Annotated in this window: 16 protein-coding genes; 6 read left to right on the forward strand and 10 right to left on the reverse strand. The window is 72.5% G+C overall.

Going from position 1 to position 15191, the window contains the following annotated elements; translation table 11 throughout:
• Nucleotides 1–81: 81 nt before the first annotated feature.
• Nucleotides 82–1146: an oxidoreductase gene (locus OG393_RS25670; protein WP_327377065.1), complete on the reverse strand. Its 1065-nt coding sequence runs from the start codon at nucleotides 1144–1146 to the stop codon at nucleotides 82–84.
• A 62-nt stretch (nucleotides 1147–1208) separates the two neighbouring features.
• Here OG393_RS25670 and OG393_RS25675 point away from each other — a divergent pair, with 62 nt between their 5' ends.
• The 3 genes from OG393_RS25675 to dapD all read left to right on the forward strand — a co-directional run bounded on the left by OG393_RS25675 (nucleotide 1209) and on the right by dapD (nucleotide 3271).
• Nucleotides 1209–1529 carry a DMT family transporter gene (locus OG393_RS25675; RefSeq protein ID WP_327377066.1) on the forward strand — a complete coding sequence of 107 codons (321 nt, stop codon included), beginning with the start codon at nucleotides 1209–1211 and terminating at the stop codon, nucleotides 1527–1529.
• The gene (locus OG393_RS25680) at nucleotides 1529–2092 is read left to right on the forward strand and encodes a TetR/AcrR family transcriptional regulator (protein WP_327377067.1); all 564 of its coding nucleotides are present in this window, start codon (nucleotides 1529–1531) and stop codon (nucleotides 2090–2092) included. Before OG393_RS25675 ends, OG393_RS25680 begins: the two co-directional genes overlap by 1 nt.
• A gap of 195 nt (nucleotides 2093–2287) precedes the next feature.
• Nucleotides 2288–3271: a 2,3,4,5-tetrahydropyridine-2,6-dicarboxylate N-succinyltransferase gene (dapD, locus tag OG393_RS25685; RefSeq protein WP_327377068.1), complete on the forward strand. Its 984-nt coding sequence runs from the start codon at nucleotides 2288–2290 to the stop codon at nucleotides 3269–3271.
• 69 nt (nucleotides 3272–3340) lie between these two features.
• Here dapD and dapA read toward each other — a convergent pair whose 3' ends face one another.
• The 5 genes from dapA to OG393_RS25710 form a co-directional block, all read right to left on the reverse strand.
• Nucleotides 3341–4213, reverse strand: coding sequence for a 4-hydroxy-tetrahydrodipicolinate synthase (gene dapA / locus OG393_RS25690; protein WP_327377069.1), 873 nt, complete (start codon nucleotides 4211–4213; stop codon nucleotides 3341–3343).
• A 183-nt stretch (nucleotides 4214–4396) separates the two neighbouring features.
• Nucleotides 4397–4843, reverse strand: coding sequence for a GNAT family N-acetyltransferase (locus OG393_RS25695; protein ID WP_327377070.1), 447 nt, complete (start codon nucleotides 4841–4843; stop codon nucleotides 4397–4399).
• 277 nt (nucleotides 4844–5120) lie between these two features.
• Nucleotides 5121–5594, reverse strand: a complete 474-nt coding sequence (locus OG393_RS25700) for a polyprenyl synthetase family protein (RefSeq protein ID WP_327377071.1) — start codon at nucleotides 5592–5594, stop codon at nucleotides 5121–5123.
• Nucleotides 5588–5800 carry a hypothetical protein gene (locus OG393_RS25705; RefSeq protein ID WP_327377072.1) on the reverse strand — a complete coding sequence of 71 codons (213 nt, stop codon included), beginning with the start codon at nucleotides 5798–5800 and terminating at the stop codon, nucleotides 5588–5590. The genes OG393_RS25700 and OG393_RS25705 overlap by 7 nt, the downstream gene beginning before the upstream one ends.
• A 345-nt stretch (nucleotides 5801–6145) precedes the next feature.
• Nucleotides 6146–7993: an endonuclease/exonuclease/phosphatase family protein gene (locus tag OG393_RS25710; RefSeq protein WP_327377073.1), complete on the reverse strand. Its 1848-nt coding sequence runs from the start codon at nucleotides 7991–7993 to the stop codon at nucleotides 6146–6148.
• Between the two features lie 195 nt (nucleotides 7994–8188).
• Between OG393_RS25710 and OG393_RS25715 the strand changes: the two genes are divergently transcribed.
• The gene (locus OG393_RS25715) at nucleotides 8189–9625 is read left to right on the forward strand and encodes a hypothetical protein (protein ID WP_327377074.1); all 1437 of its coding nucleotides are present in this window, start codon (nucleotides 8189–8191) and stop codon (nucleotides 9623–9625) included.
• 178 nt (nucleotides 9626–9803) lie between these two features.
• Here the strand turns inward: OG393_RS25715 and OG393_RS25720 are convergent, their stop codons facing one another.
• Nucleotides 9804–10571 (reverse strand): SDR family NAD(P)-dependent oxidoreductase, encoded by a 768-nt coding sequence (locus OG393_RS25720; protein WP_327377075.1) that lies wholly within the window; start codon nucleotides 10569–10571, stop codon nucleotides 9804–9806.
• Nucleotides 10572–10659: 88 nt separating this feature from the next.
• Here OG393_RS25720 and OG393_RS25725 point away from each other — a divergent pair, with 88 nt between their 5' ends.
• The gene (locus OG393_RS25725) at nucleotides 10660–12075 is read left to right on the forward strand and encodes an alkaline phosphatase PhoX (protein WP_327377076.1); all 1416 of its coding nucleotides are present in this window, start codon (nucleotides 10660–10662) and stop codon (nucleotides 12073–12075) included.
• A gap of 92 nt (nucleotides 12076–12167) precedes the next feature.
• Here OG393_RS25725 and OG393_RS25730 read toward each other — a convergent pair whose 3' ends face one another.
• From OG393_RS25730 to OG393_RS25740, 3 genes are all read right to left on the reverse strand, one after another.
• Nucleotides 12168–13364: a TerD family protein gene (locus tag OG393_RS25730; RefSeq protein ID WP_327378548.1), complete on the reverse strand. Its 1197-nt coding sequence runs from the start codon at nucleotides 13362–13364 to the stop codon at nucleotides 12168–12170.
• 63 nt (nucleotides 13365–13427) lie between these two features.
• Nucleotides 13428–13661 (reverse strand): hypothetical protein, encoded by a 234-nt coding sequence (locus OG393_RS25735; protein WP_327377077.1) that lies wholly within the window; start codon nucleotides 13659–13661, stop codon nucleotides 13428–13430.
• A 446-nt stretch (nucleotides 13662–14107) separates the two neighbouring features.
• A complete protein-coding gene (locus OG393_RS25740; protein WP_327378549.1) occupies nucleotides 14108–14500 on the reverse strand; it encodes a hypothetical protein in 393 nt (130 codons plus the stop codon).
• A gap of 69 nt (nucleotides 14501–14569) precedes the next feature.
• Between OG393_RS25740 and OG393_RS25745 the strand changes: the two genes are divergently transcribed.
• Complete coding sequence (locus OG393_RS25745) at nucleotides 14570–15139, forward strand: GNAT family N-acetyltransferase (RefSeq protein WP_327377078.1); 570 nt, start codon at nucleotides 14570–14572, stop codon at nucleotides 15137–15139.
• Nucleotides 15140–15191 lie beyond the last annotated feature (52 nt).

The raw sequence follows: 15191 nt of genomic DNA on the forward strand, positions 1-15191 counted from the left end.
TGCGCGGCGGCGGGTCCACGGACGGACGGGGGACACGGACGGGGTGTCACGGACCGGGGGATCACGCTCTCCGCGGCCGGGTCACACGCCGTACGGCGCGACGCCTGCCGCCTGGGCCAGCGTCGGGGCGAAACCCTCCTTGCGGAAGCGTTGGTCGACATAGACCAGTCCCGTCACCAGCGGCGGAAAGACCGACGAGACGATCTGGCCGACCAGCGAACCGATCATGGCGATCACCAGCCCCGGGCCGATCAGGGCCAGGACCTCGGCGGGCGACTGAGGCTCCGAGCCGTCGACGGGGAACGCCGTCGGTGCCGCGGCCACGGCCCCGAACACCTGCTGCAGAGCGAAGTTGACCGCCGAGGCGATGAAGGCCGCGGCCACCAGCGCGCCGAAGACCCGCCACCAGGAGCCGGTGACCAGGTGCCAGGAGCGGCGGAGCGCCGCCACCGCGCCCTGGCCCTCCACGACGGCCGCGGTCGGCGCCAGGCTGAGCTTCACCCACAACCACGCCGTGAGCGGCAGGATCGCCAACAGGATGAGCAGGCCGACCAGCGGCAGCGCGAAGGACGGGCCGCCGGAATCCGTGGCCGTGGCGATCAGGGCGACCATCAGCCCCACCACCCCGAGCAGGAACAGGGCGGCCGGGATCAGCATGAGCAGCATCGTCAGGAAGACCGTGCCCAGCACCGCAGGCATGCGCGACCAGGCGCGGTGCCAGATCAGACCGAAGGGCGCGGGGCGGCCCAGGACCGCTTCCTGGAGCACGGCGGGGCAGGCCGCGTAGACCACCCCGGTCGCGAGGTACATCACGATCATGGTGACGAGCCAGACGCAGCCGAACGCGATGAGCAGCGGTCGGCCGTCGTCCCAGGACGGGCTCTGCCCGTCCGGCAGGTCGAAGATGCCGGGCAGATGATCGCCGACGGTGGCCCAGGCGACGCCCACGGCCGCGCCGGCGATCAGCAGCGCGCCCGAGAAGGCGGCCAGCGCGATACCGAGCAGCGGTTTCCAGTAGCGGCCGAACACGGTGAAGGCACCGGTCAGGATCTCACCGAAGCGAAGCGGCGCCAGGGGTATCACCCCCGGCTTCGGCGGTGGCGGCGGTGGCTGGCCGTAACCGTACGGCCCCGAGTGATACGTCATGCGGGACACCGTATCCGCAGCCGATGTGTACGGGCGTACACAGTCTTGGGTACCGTCTCCCCATGGGATACGGACTGCTCGCGGGGGCCATCGCCGCCGAGATCGTCGGGACGACGGCGATGAAGTACAGCGAGGGCTTCTCCAGGCTCTGGCCGTCGGTGATCACGGTCGCGGGCTACCTGCTCGCCTTCGCCCTGCTCGCCCAGACCCTCAGGACGCTCCAGATCGGCACCGCGTACGCGATCTGGTCCGGGGTGGGCACCGCGGCCGTCGCCGTCATCGGCGTCCTCTTCATGAACGAGTCCGTCGGCGTCGCCAAGATCGCAGGGATCGCCCTGATCGTCGCGGGCGTCGTGGTCCTCAACCTCGGTGGCGCGCACTGATGCCGGCCGGAACGCCCCGTACCCGCCGCCATGACCCCGACCGGCGCCGACGGCTGGTCGACGCGGCACTGCGGGTCGTGCGCCGACGCGGCATCGGAGGGCTCAGCCACCGCACGGTGGCGGCCGAGGCGGACGTGCCGCTCGGCTCGACCACCTATCACTTCTCCTCCCTCGACGACCTCCTCGTCGCCGCCCTGCGCCGTGCCAACGAGAACTTCGGACTGCTCCTGCTGCGCGAGCGGGAAGGGCTCGGCGCGGCCGGATCGGATCTCGCGGCCGAGCTGGCCCGGCTGGTGGGGGAGTGGATCGGCGGTGAACGCACGGCCGTGCAACTGGAGTACGAGCTCTACCTCGCCGCCCTGAGGCGTCCCGCCCTGCGCCCCGTCGCCGCCGAGTGGACCGACACCGTGAGCGAGGTCCTGGCCGGCCGCACCGACCCGGCCACGGCGCGCGCGTTGGTCGCGCTGATGGACGGCATCTGCCTGCACGTGCTCCTGACGGGAGGACGCTACGACGAGGAGTACGCCCGGGAAATGCTGGGCCGGCTCCTCGGACCCCGCTGACACCGGGGCGCGCCGCCGGTCCAGCCCGGGGCGGCTGCCCGCCGAGGGCACCGTCCGCGGCGCGCGCTGCCGCGGTCACCCGGAGGAGAGGAGCGGACAAGACCGCGCCGCCGTCCTTGTCGTTTCCGCCGGGCGGCCCGACCGGCACCTGAGACCGGTTGGCCCAGGCGGGGGCCCGACCGTTAGGTTTTCCGCATGACCACTGCTCCTCGCACCACCGGCGCCGTCGCCGCCGGCCTCGCCACCATCGCCGGTGACGGCACCGTCCTCGACACCTGGTTCCCCGCCCCCGAGCTGACCGAGACGCCCGGCCCCGCCGGAACCGAGCGGCTCGTCCCCGATGCCGCCGTCGCCGCCCTCGGTGAGGGTGCCGCCAAGGCCCTCGGTGTGGACGCCCGTCGCGGCGTCGAGGTGGTCGCCGTGCGCACCGTCATCGCCTCGCTCGACGAGAAGCCGCTCGACGCCCACGACGCGTACCTGCGGCTGCACCTGCTCAGCCACCGGCTGGTCAAGCCGCACGGCCAGAGCCTCGACGGGGTCTTCGGCCTCCTCGCCAACGTCGCCTGGACCTCGCTCGGCCCGGTCGCCGTCGACGACGTCGAGAAGGTGCGGCTCAACGCCCGCGCCGAGGGCCTGCACCTCCAGGTCACCTCGATCGACAAGTTCCCGCGGATGACCGACTACGTCGCGCCCGTCGGCGTCCGCGTCGCCGACGCCGACCGTGTCCGCCTCGGCGCGCACCTCGCTGCCGGCACCACCGTCATGCACGAGGGCTTCGTCAACTTCAACGCCGGCACCCTCGGCACGTCGATGGTCGAGGGCCGGATCTCCGCCGGAGTCGTCGTCGGTGACGGTTCCGACATCGGCGGCGGCGCCTCCACCATGGGCACCCTCTCCGGTGGTGGCAACGTCGTCATCTCGATCGGCGAGCGCTGCCTGATCGGTGCCGAGGCCGGCGTCGGCATCGCGCTCGGCGACGAATGCGTCGTCGAGGCCGGTCTGTACGTCACCGCCGGAACCCGGGTCACCCTGCCGGACGGCGCGGTCGTCAAGGCCCGTGACCTGTCCGGTGCCTCGAACATCCTCTTCCGCCGCAACTCGGTGACCGGCGCCGTCGAGGCCCGCCCGAACAACGCGGTGTGGGGCGGTCTCAACGAGGTCCTGCACAGCCACAACTGACCACCGGCGGTCCACCCGGGCGGCGTCCGCTCCCACGCCGGGACGCCCGCCCGGACCTCCCGCCTCGGCTCACGTCCCGACCAGCCGCTCGTAGGCGGCACGCAGTCCGTCGGCCGCCTCCCGGTCGGCGGACTGCAGCGGTTCCCGGACGTGATCGCCGAGCAGCGCCTTCGTCGTCACCGCGCCCGGCAGCCCGTCGGCCATCATCAGCTCGACCAGCGGCAGCGTGCGCGCGTGCAGGCGGGCCGCCCCGGCCGTATCGCCCGCGTCGAAGGCGTCGAGGACGGCCCGCATCGCGCCCGGCGCCACATTGGCCACCGTGCTGACATAGCCGGCGCCGCCGACCGCGTACAGCGGGAGATTGAGTTCCTCGCTGCCCGAGTAGTACCCCAGCGAGGTCTCCGCGATCAGCCGGGCGGAGCTCAGCAGGTCGCCCGCGCAGTCCTTCACGGCGACGATCCCCGGGTGAGCGGCCAGTCGCAGCAGAGTGTCCGGCTCGATGCGGACGCCGGTGCGGCAGGGGATGTCGTAGAGCATCACCGGCAGGGCGGTCGCGTCCGCCACCTTCAGGAAGTGCGCCTCGACGGCGGCCTGCGGAGGGCGGCTGTAGTACGGGGTGACCACCAGCAGGCCGTCCGCGCCCGCCTCCTCGGCCTGCGCGGCCAGGGTGACGGTGTGCCGGGTGTCCGCGGTGCCGACCCCGGCCACGATCGACGGTTCCGGTCCGACGGCCGCGCGCACCGCCCGGACCAGCGCGGCCTTCTCGGCGTCCGTCGTCGTCGGGGACTCGCCCGTCGTGCCGTTGAGGACGAGACCGTCGCAGCCCTCGGAGACGAGGCGGGCGGCGAGCCGGCGGGCCCGGTCGAGATCGAGCGCGCCGACGGGGGTGAACGGGGTGACCATCGCGCACAGGGCGCGGCCGAAAGGGCGTTCAGTGCTCATCAGGCAGTCTGCGCATAACAGACCCTGAAGGTCTACTTAGTTCTTCTTCGGGTGAAGCTCAAGCAGTCCTGAACGGTGGGTGGCGTCTCCGCGGGCCCGGCGGCGGTCCGCGCCGAGCGCCCGTCGTCCGAGGGTGGGGAACCCTCGTCCGAGGGCGGGAACCTGCGGCGTCCGGTGGCTCCCTCAGAGGAGCAGTTTGAACCCGTCGTGGCTGCGGGCGAAGCCCAGCGAGGCATAGAAACCATGGGCCCGGGTCCGCTGTTTGGAGCTCGTCAACTGCACCAGCGCGCAGCCGCGTTCCCGCGCCCGCCGCACCGTGCGCCGCATCAGCTCGTGGCCGAGGCCGTCGCCGCGCCGGTCGGCCCTGATCCGCACCGCCTCGATCAGGGCCCGCTCGGCGCCGCCCTTGCCCAGGCCGGGGATGTACGTGACCTGCAGGCAGCCCAGGACCGTCCCGTCCTCGTCCACGAGCACCAGCATCTCGTTGCGCGGATCGGCCTCGATCTCCGCGAAGGCCCGTTCGTACACCCCGGTCACGACGACGGAGGCGGGGTCCACCACCCTCCCCTCGTCGGCCAGCAGGGCGAGGACGGCGGGGAGCTCGGTTCGGGTGGCGGCGCGAAGGATCATGCCGCGAAGTGTGCCCGACCGGCGGCGCCGCGCGGCACGACGGCTGACGCGTCTCCCCTTGTGGTGAGTGCCAATCGGCCAAAGAACGGCGAAGACTCATCCCTTGGACAACCGCGACGGCGATCGGGGAAGAACCACACCCGGGACGTCGTCCATCGAGGGGAAGCGCGATGCCGCTGCGTCGGCGGGCCGGGAGCAGCGTCGCGGAACTGGGCGGCGGTGTCTCCGGTCTCACCGCGGCCATGGAACTCGCCGAACCGTCCCGCCAGGAAGACGGTCAGTCCCACGAGGTCTCCGACGGCGGAGGAACTCTCCGCAGGCAGCGGGCCGGAGCCGCCCAGCCCTTCCAGGAAGGCCCGTGCGCTCGCCGTGTACGCCTCGGCCTCCGCCATCGTCGCTCCCGTCCCCCAGCGGCTCCACCAGCCGCATGGTCCCTCCGAGGTCCAGCCGGCCGGACCGGGGTGGCCGACGCGTACACCTCCGAAAGTCGCTCCGCCGACGGCGTACCGGTCGACAGCGCCGCCGCCACGGGGAAGGGCTTCTTCCGGGCCGTCAGATCCGATCCGTCCGGCTTCCCGGTGAGCGAGGGATCACCCCAGATCCCCCGTACGTCGTCCACCAGCTGGAAGGCCATGCCGAGGTCCTCGCCGAACCTCGCGCAGGCGGCGACCCGTTCGGCGTCGGCCCCGGCGTACAGCGCCCCCAGTCGGCACGCACACGCCATCAGCGAGGCCGTCTTGCCGCTCACCATCCTCCGGCACTCCTTGAGCTCACATACCGGCGTCGTTCGAACGCCAGGTCCAGCGCCTGCCCCTGGAGCGGCCGCAACAGGGCCTCGCCGAGCGCGGACGCCGCGGACCGGGCCACGGTCAGTGGCGCGGGCGGGTCGAACAGCCTCGCCAGGGTGAGCGGCAGCGCGGCGTCCGCGGCCCGCTCGACGGCCGCCCGGCGCCTCACTCCCTGCGGTACAGCCGACTACCGGCGGCGAGCCCGACGCCGGAACGCGCCGCGGACGCAGGTGCAGGACGGCGCCGTCCGGCCTCATGTGTTGCGCCCGCACGTCGATACGGCCCCAGCCGTCGGCGCACACGGGACGCCCGGTCGGCCCCCGGTCCGCGTACCAGCCCGCGCGGCTGATTCCCTCCGGTCTGCCGGGGACGCGCCCGTGTGGGCGTCCGCGGGCGTCCACGCTAGGCGCTTCGGGGCCGCGGCGACAGACGGCCGCCGGGCTCCGGGGGCGGACGCCCCGCCCCGCCCGCGCTCCGGGAGGACGCGGGCGGGGCGGCGGCGCGAGCGGCGGTGCTACGGGCGGAAACGCAGCACCTGCGGGTCGTGGTCGCTGTTCTGGTCCGCGAACTCCGCGTTGATGTGGACGCTGTCGTACTCGAAGTGACGCACGCCGGGGCTGGTCAGGATCTGGTCGAGGACCTGGCTGTTGCCCTGGTAGACGTATGAGTAGCGCTCGCTGCGCGGCAGCGACTTCACCGCCGGGTACAGCGCCCCGCCGTCCGTCAGCGCCTTCGTGGTCCCGGAGAACTCGAAGTCGTTGATGTCGCCGAGGACCAGCACGTCGGCCCGCTTGTCGACGGCGAGGACGTCCTTGACGAACGTGTTGACGGCCTGCGCCTGCAGGAGGCGCTTGGTCTCGGAGGAGCGGACCGGCGGCTGGTGGTGCGAGGTCAGGCTCTCGTCGCCGCCCTTGGAGCCGAAGTGGTTGGCGATCACGAAGACGGTACGGCCGCGGAAGCTGAACTCGCCCGCCAGCGGCTTGCGGCTGTCGTCCCAGGCCGGGTTCTCCGGGTCGATCCGGCCCGGTGAGAGGGTCAGCGCGGCGCGCCTCTTCGCGCCGTGCGTCACGCCGGTGGCCGTGGTCGCGTCGCCGCCCGCGCGGTCGGTGAAGGAGACCCGCGCGGGATTGAAGAGGAAGACCTGACGGATGTTGCCTCCGGGCTGGCCGCCGTCCTGGTTGTTCTCCGGGTCGATCGAGCGCCAGGCGTACGCCGGCCCCCCGGCGGCCACGATGGCGTCCGTGAACTTCCGGAGCGTCTCCTCGGCCGTCACCGTGCCGTCGTTCGTGGCGCCGTTGTCGTCCTGGATCTCCTCCAGCGCGACGATGTCGGGCGAGGCGAGGTTGCGCACCACGGCCGCGGCCAGCGCGTCGAACTTCTCCTGCGGGTCGGACGGGTCGAGGTTCTCGACGTTGTACGTCGCCACCGCCAGCTCGTTCTTGTGCTGCTTGTCCGTGGTCTCGCGCTTCAGGCCGCGGTCGACGACCTTGCCCAGCGTGCGGGCGGCCAGCGTGTAACCACCGTACTGGTTGAAGTCGAGCGGGCCCTCGGTCGGGCCGGCGAGCACGTCGCCGACGTTCGCCTTGGGGAAGGGCTCCTCGGCGACCGGCGTCAGCGACTGGATCTGGAGCCGGCCGCCGTTCTGCGCGTCGTACGAGCCGTAGACCGCGCCACCGCGCCGGTTGCGGTTCTCCCAGGGCTTCACCGTCACCCAGAGCTCGTAGTACGGGTCGGTGGCGCCGACCACGCGCGAGGTGCCGATGCGGACGTTGGTGCCCTCCAGGGACTCGTAGTAGTCCAGGGCGTACGAGCGGGGCCTCAGCGTCAGGCCGTTGACGGAACCGTCCGCGGCGGGGTCGCCCGCGGGGGCGTACGCGTCCGGGACGGAGAAGGCCGAGATCGTGACGGGGGCGGGCACCGGGTTGCCGGAGGACAGCACGGTGACCGTCGGCTTGGAGAGCTGGGTCACCGACTGGTTGCCCGACTTCAGGCCGCCGGGCACGTACTCGCCGACCGTGCCGTTCACGCTCACCGCGTCGCCGACGGCGACGGTCGGGACGGAGCTGGTGAAGACGAAGACGCCCTCGCTGGTGGCCGGGTTGTCGTCCGCCTTCGGGTCCTGCATCCAGAAACCGCGCGAGCCGTACGCGCGGACACCGGTGACGATGCCCGTGACGTCGGCGACCTGCCGGCCCACGAGGGGTGAGACGCGGGTGGTGCCCTGGATGTCGTGGATGCGCACGCCCGCGGCGGGGGCGCTGTCCTCGGCGACGGCGCCGCCCGCACCGGCGAGCAGGCCGGCGGCGAGCGCGGCGGACACGACGGCGGCGACGGCCGCCGATCTCGGTATGGAGGAAGGCATGAGGGTGCTCCGAAGTCGCTTGGAGGATCGGTCGATGATATCTACGCGCGTCAATCTCTTGTGAGAGCAGGGAACTTGTCAAGAGTCGACGGGTGTACGAAGGCTGACGGCCCCGTGAACCGGCGGGCACGGCCCCGAAAGCGTCTACCCTGAATTCCGCCGTGGCCCACGAACGCTCCGAGGAGAAGACCGCAGATGGCATCGGACCGCCCCACCCTGCCCCCCGTGCGGCTGCACACCGACGCGGAGCTGGCTCGGGACGCCCTGGTCACCCCTCTGCTCGCCCGCGCCGTCCGGCTCGCCCGCTGGGCAGGACCCGAGACCATGGTCGGCGCCGGCGGTGAACTCGTCGACGAGCAACTGCCCGCCGCGGCAGAGGTCCTGGGGCTCTCCGCGGACGAGGACGGCGCGGCGTACGCGAGCGAGGCGTGGCGCGTGGCGGTCGACACCGGGCTGCTGGAGATCGAGGACGGCGACGAGGACCGTCCCGGTGCGGTGACCGCCGGCGGGAACCTCGCCGTCGTCACCGGCGGAGCGCCCCTCGACGTCCTCGGTCTCTGGCTGGACGCCCTGGAGGCCGTGTTCGCCGACGCCACCGCCCCGGTGCTGGACGACCTGGCGGAAGTCATCGGCGAGGACGGCGAGATCGACTTCGAGCTGCTCGACTGGGACCCGGAGGCGGAGGCCGAGTTCCTGGAGGGCGTGCTCGGCAACCTCTACCTGCTGACCGTCGGCGACGGCGGCGCGGGCGAGGGGGCCGTGCCGCTGCCGGCGCTCGCCGCGTCGATGATCGTCCCGGACGACATGGGCGAGCCGACCGACGACGTCCTGGAGCAGGTGTCCGAGGCGATGATGCGCCTCGACGACCAGTTCCGGCTGCTCGAACCGATCGGCCTGGTCGCCTACCAGCCCGTCGACGAGGCGCTGATGGCCGAGGAGGGCGAGGAGCCCGCGCCCCCCGCGGACGACGAGGACGTCACCCGCTACGGGATGGTCCGGCTGACGCCGCTCGGCCTGTACGGCGTGCGGGCCCGGATGCTGGAGGCGGGCGTGGACGCGCCGGCCGTCGGCGACCTGGCGGACAAGGGCGCCGACGCGCTGCTCGACGGCCTGGCGTCGTACCCGGAGCCGGCCGCGCGCGCCGAGACGGTGCTGTGGCTGGAAGGCCGGGACGCCGTGGCCGCGGCGCGCGAACTGCTCGGCGCCGCGCGCGGGGCGGACACGGGCTCGCCGCTGCGCCGCCTGCACTGCCAGCAGGCACTGGCCCTGGTCGGGCCCGAGGCGGAACCGGCGGTCCGGGAGGTGCTGGACGACGCCGAACTGGGAGGTCTGGCACGGGTCTGGCTGGCGGAGCGGGGCGCGCCGGACATCCCGGCCCCGCCGGAGTCGATGATCTTCTGGCTGGCGGTCGACACCATCGCGGCACAACTGGACGCGGATGGGGACCTGGCGGAGCTCCAGGACCTGGTGGAGGGCCTCACGGGTCGCCACAGCGGGTTCTTCGACAGCGCCTGGCGGGTGGACCACCCGGCGACGGCGGAGGTCCTGGAGGCCATGGGCCGTGTGCACCGCGACAAGCGGGTCGCGAAGGAGGCCCGGAAGGCGGCGTTCAAGGCACGCTCGCGGACATAGGCGTGACGGCCTGACCACGACGCCCGCGTGACCGCTCGCACCGACGTGCCGGGGTGAGCGGACGACTGCCCCGCCCGCCCCGGTCGCGACGACGGCCTGACCGAGACGACGGCTTGAGCGCTTCGGCTGCCGGGCCGGGGCCCGGCCGACGGACGCGTCCGGTCCGGCCTCCGTCCCGTCAGGTCCGCAGGTGCGAGGCGCCGTTCAGGTCCAGGACCGTGCCCGAGGACCACTCGGCCTCGGGGGAGGCGAGCCAGAGGACCGCGGCGGCGATCTCCTCCGGCGTGCCGACCCGGCCGAAGGGGCTCTGTGCCAGGATTCCGGGACCTTCGGGCCCCGTGAGACGGTCGGCGACCCGTTCGGTGGCGAAGAATCCGGGTGCCACCGAGGCGACACCGATGCCGTACGGCGCCAGCGACACCGCGAGGGACTGCCCCAGCGCGTGGACCGCGGCCTTCGTCGCGCCGTAGGCCGGGTGGTCCGGTTCCCCCCGGAAGGCGCCGCGCGAGCCGATGTTGACGATCCGTCCGCCCTCGTCCCGGTCGATCATGCGCCGGGCCACGAGATGGCTGAGATTCGCCGTGGCCAGCAGATTCACGGCGACGTGCCGCTGCCAGACGGCCACCCACTCCTCGTACGGTGTCTCCGGCAGCGGATGACGGATGTTCACGGCGGCGTTGTTCACCAGCACGTCGATCCCGCCGAGCGCCTCGGCGGCGGCGTCCACCACCGCCGCGGCGCCCGCGGGGTCGGCGAGATCGCCGCCGGTCAGGGCATGGCCGCCGCCGTCGAGGGAGTCGAGCGTCGCGAGGGCCTCGTCGGCGCGGGAACCGAAGTGGACGGCGACGCGGTCCCCGTTCGCCGCGAAGGCACGGGCCACGGCGCGGCCGAGTCCCCGGGAGGCTCCGCTGACGAGAACGCGTCGGCCGGTGGGGGGCAGGTTCATGGTCGGTCGCCTCTCTGTTCAACCGCTGTTTATACGCGAGCGGGACCGTGTGCTCCGACACCAGGTGACCCCAGGGAGACGCATCAGCATGCCGCTCAACCGCAGAGAATTCGCCAAGAGGTCCGCCGCGTCCGGCGCGGGTCTGGCCCTCACCGGCGCCGTCGGCGCGCTCGCCACCGCTCCGGAGGCGCTCGCCGCCGCCGACGACCGCCACGGCCACGGCCATGGCCACCGCCTCGGCTACGGCGAGCTCGTCGAGGACCCCCTGGGTGTCCTCGCCCTGCCCGCCGGATTCACGTACCGGGTCATCACCCGCAGCGGGGTCACCAAGCTGGAATCCGGTGAGTTCACCCCGTCCAACCACGACGGCACCGCGACGTTCGAAGGCCGCCGGGGTGTCACCCTGCTCGTGAACAACCACGAGCTGAAGGGACCCCGCTCGAAGTGGGCGTACCCCGTCCCGCTCACCGAGGGCCTGGTCTACGACCCCGCCGCGGCCGGTGGGTGCACGGTCGTCGAGGTCCACCGCGACGGCAGCGTCGCCGAGTGGGTCGGCATCGCCGGCACCTCCACCAACTGCGCCGGCGGACGGACCCCCTGGGGTACCTGGCTCACCTGCGAGGAGAACTCCGACCGGGCCGGCGAGAACGGCATGACCAAGGACCACGGCTACGTCTTCGAGGTCGACCCGCACGACCGCCGCGCCAACCGCGACCCGCGGCCGGTCAAGGCATTCGGCCGCTACGACCACGAGGCCGTCGTGATCGACCCGCGGACCGGCCACGCGTATCTCACCGAGGACGACTCGAAGCCCAACGGTCTCCTCTTCCGCTGGGTCCCGCCGAAGGGCTTCGCGCACGGCCGCGGCCGGCTGGCCACCCTCGCCGACGACGCCGGCGTGCTCCAGGCCCCGAAGTGCTTCGACGCCGCCGGACGGTTCGTGGACGATCTCTCCCGCGCCACCCGGATCGGCACGGTCTACGGCGTCGACTGGGTCGACGTCCCCGACCGTGACGGCCGTACCGTCGCCGTGCGTGAGCAGTTCGCCGAGGGCGAGGTCACCCGGGCCCGCAAGCTGGAAGGCATGTGGTGGGCCGACGGCGGCGCGTACATCGTCTCCTCGTTCGCCCGTGGCGAGAGCCCCGGCACCCCGCACGACGGCCAGGTCTGGTTCTACGACCCCAAGCGCCGCACCCTCACCCTCCAGGTGCTGCTGGGCGTGAACCCCGCCCCGGACGAGGACGGCGCCTTCGACGGCCCCGACAACATCACCGTCTCCCCGTACGGCGGCCTGGTCATCGCCGAGGACGGCGAAGGCGTCTCGCACCTGTTCGGCGCGACCGAGCGGGGCCGTACCTACCCGATCGCCCGCAACGACCTGAACGACAGCGAGTTCACCGGTGTCGTCTTCTCGCCCGACGGCGACACGCTCTTCGCCAACATCCAGACGCCGGGCATCATGGTGGCCATCACCGGCCCCTGGCGTCGCCAGCCTCGCCGCTGACGGCGCGCCGCGCGGAACGTCGGCCAGCGCGCCCGCCGTGTCCTCGCGCGGGAGCCCTCCGGACCCCGTCCGGAGGGCTCCCGCGCACTCGGCTACAGAGCCTGGGCGCCGGGCTTCACCATGCCGCGCACGGTGCGGGACTTCACGAAGTCACCGATCGCCGTCATCTCCCACTCGCCCGAGAACTGCTTGACGAGCTTGGCCATCATCACGCCCGTCTGCGGTTCGGCGGTCGTCAGGTCGAAGCGGACCAGCTCCTCGCCGCTCGCCGCGTCCAGCAGCCGGCAGTACGCCTTGGTCACCTCGGTGAACTTCTGGCCGGAGAAGGAGTTCACCGTGAAGACCAGACCGGTGGCATCGGCCGGGAGACGGCCCAGGTCGACCACGATGACCTCGTCGTCGCCGGCGCCCTCGCCGGTCAGGTTGTCGCCGGAGTGCTTGATCGCGCCGTTCAGGATCGAGAGTTTGCCGAAGTAGCAGCTGTCCAGGTGGTTGCGCTGCGGCCCGTAGGCGATGACCGAGGCATCGAGGTCGATGTCCTTCCCGCGCGATGCGGGCTCCCAGCCGAGGCCCATCTTGACCTGGGAGAGCAGCGGCCGGCCGCCCTTGACCAGGGAGACGGTCTGATTCTTCCGGAGGCTGACCCGGCCCTTGTCGAGGTTGATCTTGCCGCCGGCCGCCGCGGCCGGCGGGGCCGCCGGGGGAGTGGCGGGCATCGGCGGCGTCGCGGCGACCCGGGGGTCGACCGGGGGCGTGGCGGGGGCCGGGGGTACCGCCGCCGGGGTGGTGGCGGGCTCCTCGTCGACGGAGACACCGAAGTCGGTGGCGATGCCGGCCAGCCCGTTCGCGTATCCCTGGCCCACCGCGCGGGCCTTCCACGCGCCGTTGCGCTGGTAGATCTCGACGACCACCAAGGCCGTCTCCGCGCCGAGCTGCGGCGGGGTGAAGGTGGCGAGCGCGCGGCCGTCGTCGGCGTCCCGGATGGTCGCCGTGGGCTCGATGCCCTGGAAGGTCTGGCCCGCCGCGTCGGGGCTGGCGGTCACGACGATCTTCTCGATGCCGGCGGGCAGGGCGCCGGTGTCCACGACGATCGCGTCCGGGGCTGTGCCGCCGCCGGAGCGGTAGGCCACGCCGGGTCCGGCCGGCTGGTTGTAGAAGATGAAGTCGTCGTCCGAGCGCACCTTGCCGTCGGCGGTGAGCAGCAGGCCCGAAACGTCGAGCCGCACCGGAGCGGCGACGTCCACCGCCACGCGAGCAGCGGAGAGAGGGATGTTCGAGCCGGGGGTCATTGCGGTCATGCCAGGGCTAACGAGCGAGACGGCTTTGCCGTTCCCTTACCTTCCGCTCGCCTCCTACCCCCTTCGGCGGGCCTGCTGACGGGGATGGTTCCGGGCGGTGCGTTCGTTCCCGAACTTGTAGGACCCGGTCCAGCGGGCCATCACCAGCTGGGCGTCCCCGGCGGTCGCCTCCGCCAGGAACTTCTCCGCACGGCCTCCGCGCAGCGTGCCCGCCGCGCGTCCGTGGTGGGTGAGGACGACGGTGCCGTCGGCGTGCTGCGTGTAAGAGAATCCATGAGGACGAGGCATGGCGGCATCCTTTCGTCCCGGGGGCGGATCCGTCAGGTGAGTATTTCTCTTCACACCCCTTCGGGGGCGCTGGAAGCCGGTTCCGCACGCGGGACGTCGACGAGGTGCGACGGGAGACCGACGCGCTACTACGCGCACTCCCTGGACGTCATCGAGCAGCGGGAACGCTCCTTCGCCGCTCGGTTCGACATCTTCCGCTCATGCTGCCTGCGAGCGCCGCTGCCGAGCTCCGGGTACAAGTCGACAGTCTGGATGAGGTGCTGCGCAGGCGAACGCATCACGAGCCCGTGGAAGATCCGGAGTCGTCGTGGTGGCATCGCAGATGCTGACCGTGTCCATGTCGTCCTCTGGTTCGCGGTGACCTCGTCACCGGTAGGTGGTCGACGGGATTCCGCACCGGGTTCGGACCGGGGTGCAGTGGCGTGACCTGCCGGACACAAGCCCCGTCAGGCGGGCGCGCTCCTGCGGGCGGCACGACCCTCGTGACGCAGTGCGGCCCCCGTCACCACCGCGCCGAGCCCCTCCCACAGGCCGACGCCGAGGAAACCGGCGGGCGCCCGGCCGGAGACGACCGCGAGGGTGAAGACGGCGCAGGTCAACAGCCGGAAGGGCACCGTCCACCGGAAGAAGGACTTCCAGTCGGCCAGCGAGGCCAGCACGTAGTACACGCCCATGTTGAGCGCGGCCATGGAGGAGGCGGTGAGGAAGACGAGGGTGTGGTCCCCGTCCGCCCGGCCCGGGGCGGGCACGGGTTCGAAGCCCATCGCGGCGAGCAGGACGTCCGGGGCGAGGAGCCCCACTACTCCCATGGCGGCGGCGAGCACTCCGAAGACCGCCATGGTCCAGCCGGAGAGGGAACGGGGCAGTCGCACGACGGTCCTCCGCGAGATCGAATCTATGCTCGGATCATGAGTGACCTTGCATACCGTGTCGCGGGGCCTTCCGACCAATCCGCTCTCGACGGGCTCGACGACTCCTTCGACACCGACCACGTTTACGAGGTCGCGGCGGGCGACATCGGCTTCGGGCTCCGGCTCGTCCCCGTCGACCCGCCGCTGGTCAAGGTGTTCGCCGAGGATGCCGAGGACCCCGGAGACGGTCCGGACGGGGGAGACGCCGGCCACGACGGCGCCGCGGGTGTGCACGAGATCGTCGCCGTCCACTCCGACGGCACGCTCCTCGGCGTCGTCACGGTCGCCCACCAACGGTGGAACCGGCGCCTCGTCGTCCGGCGGATCACCGTCGACCCCGCTCACCGCGGCCGGGGCATCGGTGGCGAACTGATGCGCCGAGCCCTGGCCCACGGTCGCGAACGGGGCGCCCGGACCGCCTGGCTGGAGGTCAGCAGCGTGAACGTCCCGGCGGTGCGAGCCTATCGGCGGATGGGGTTCCGGCTCTGCGGACTGGACACCACCCTCTACACCGGCACCCCGTCCGAGGGTGAGACCGCCCTGTTCATGGCCAGGCCGCTCGGCTGAGGGTCCCCTCGGGCGGCCCGCCGCCGGAAAGCGCGGCTGTTCCGGGCGCGAC

It is taken from the genome of Streptomyces sp. NBC_01216 (assembly GCF_035994945.1).
In the GTDB taxonomy this organism is placed as follows: Bacteria; Actinomycetota; Actinomycetes; order Streptomycetales; family Streptomycetaceae; genus Streptomyces.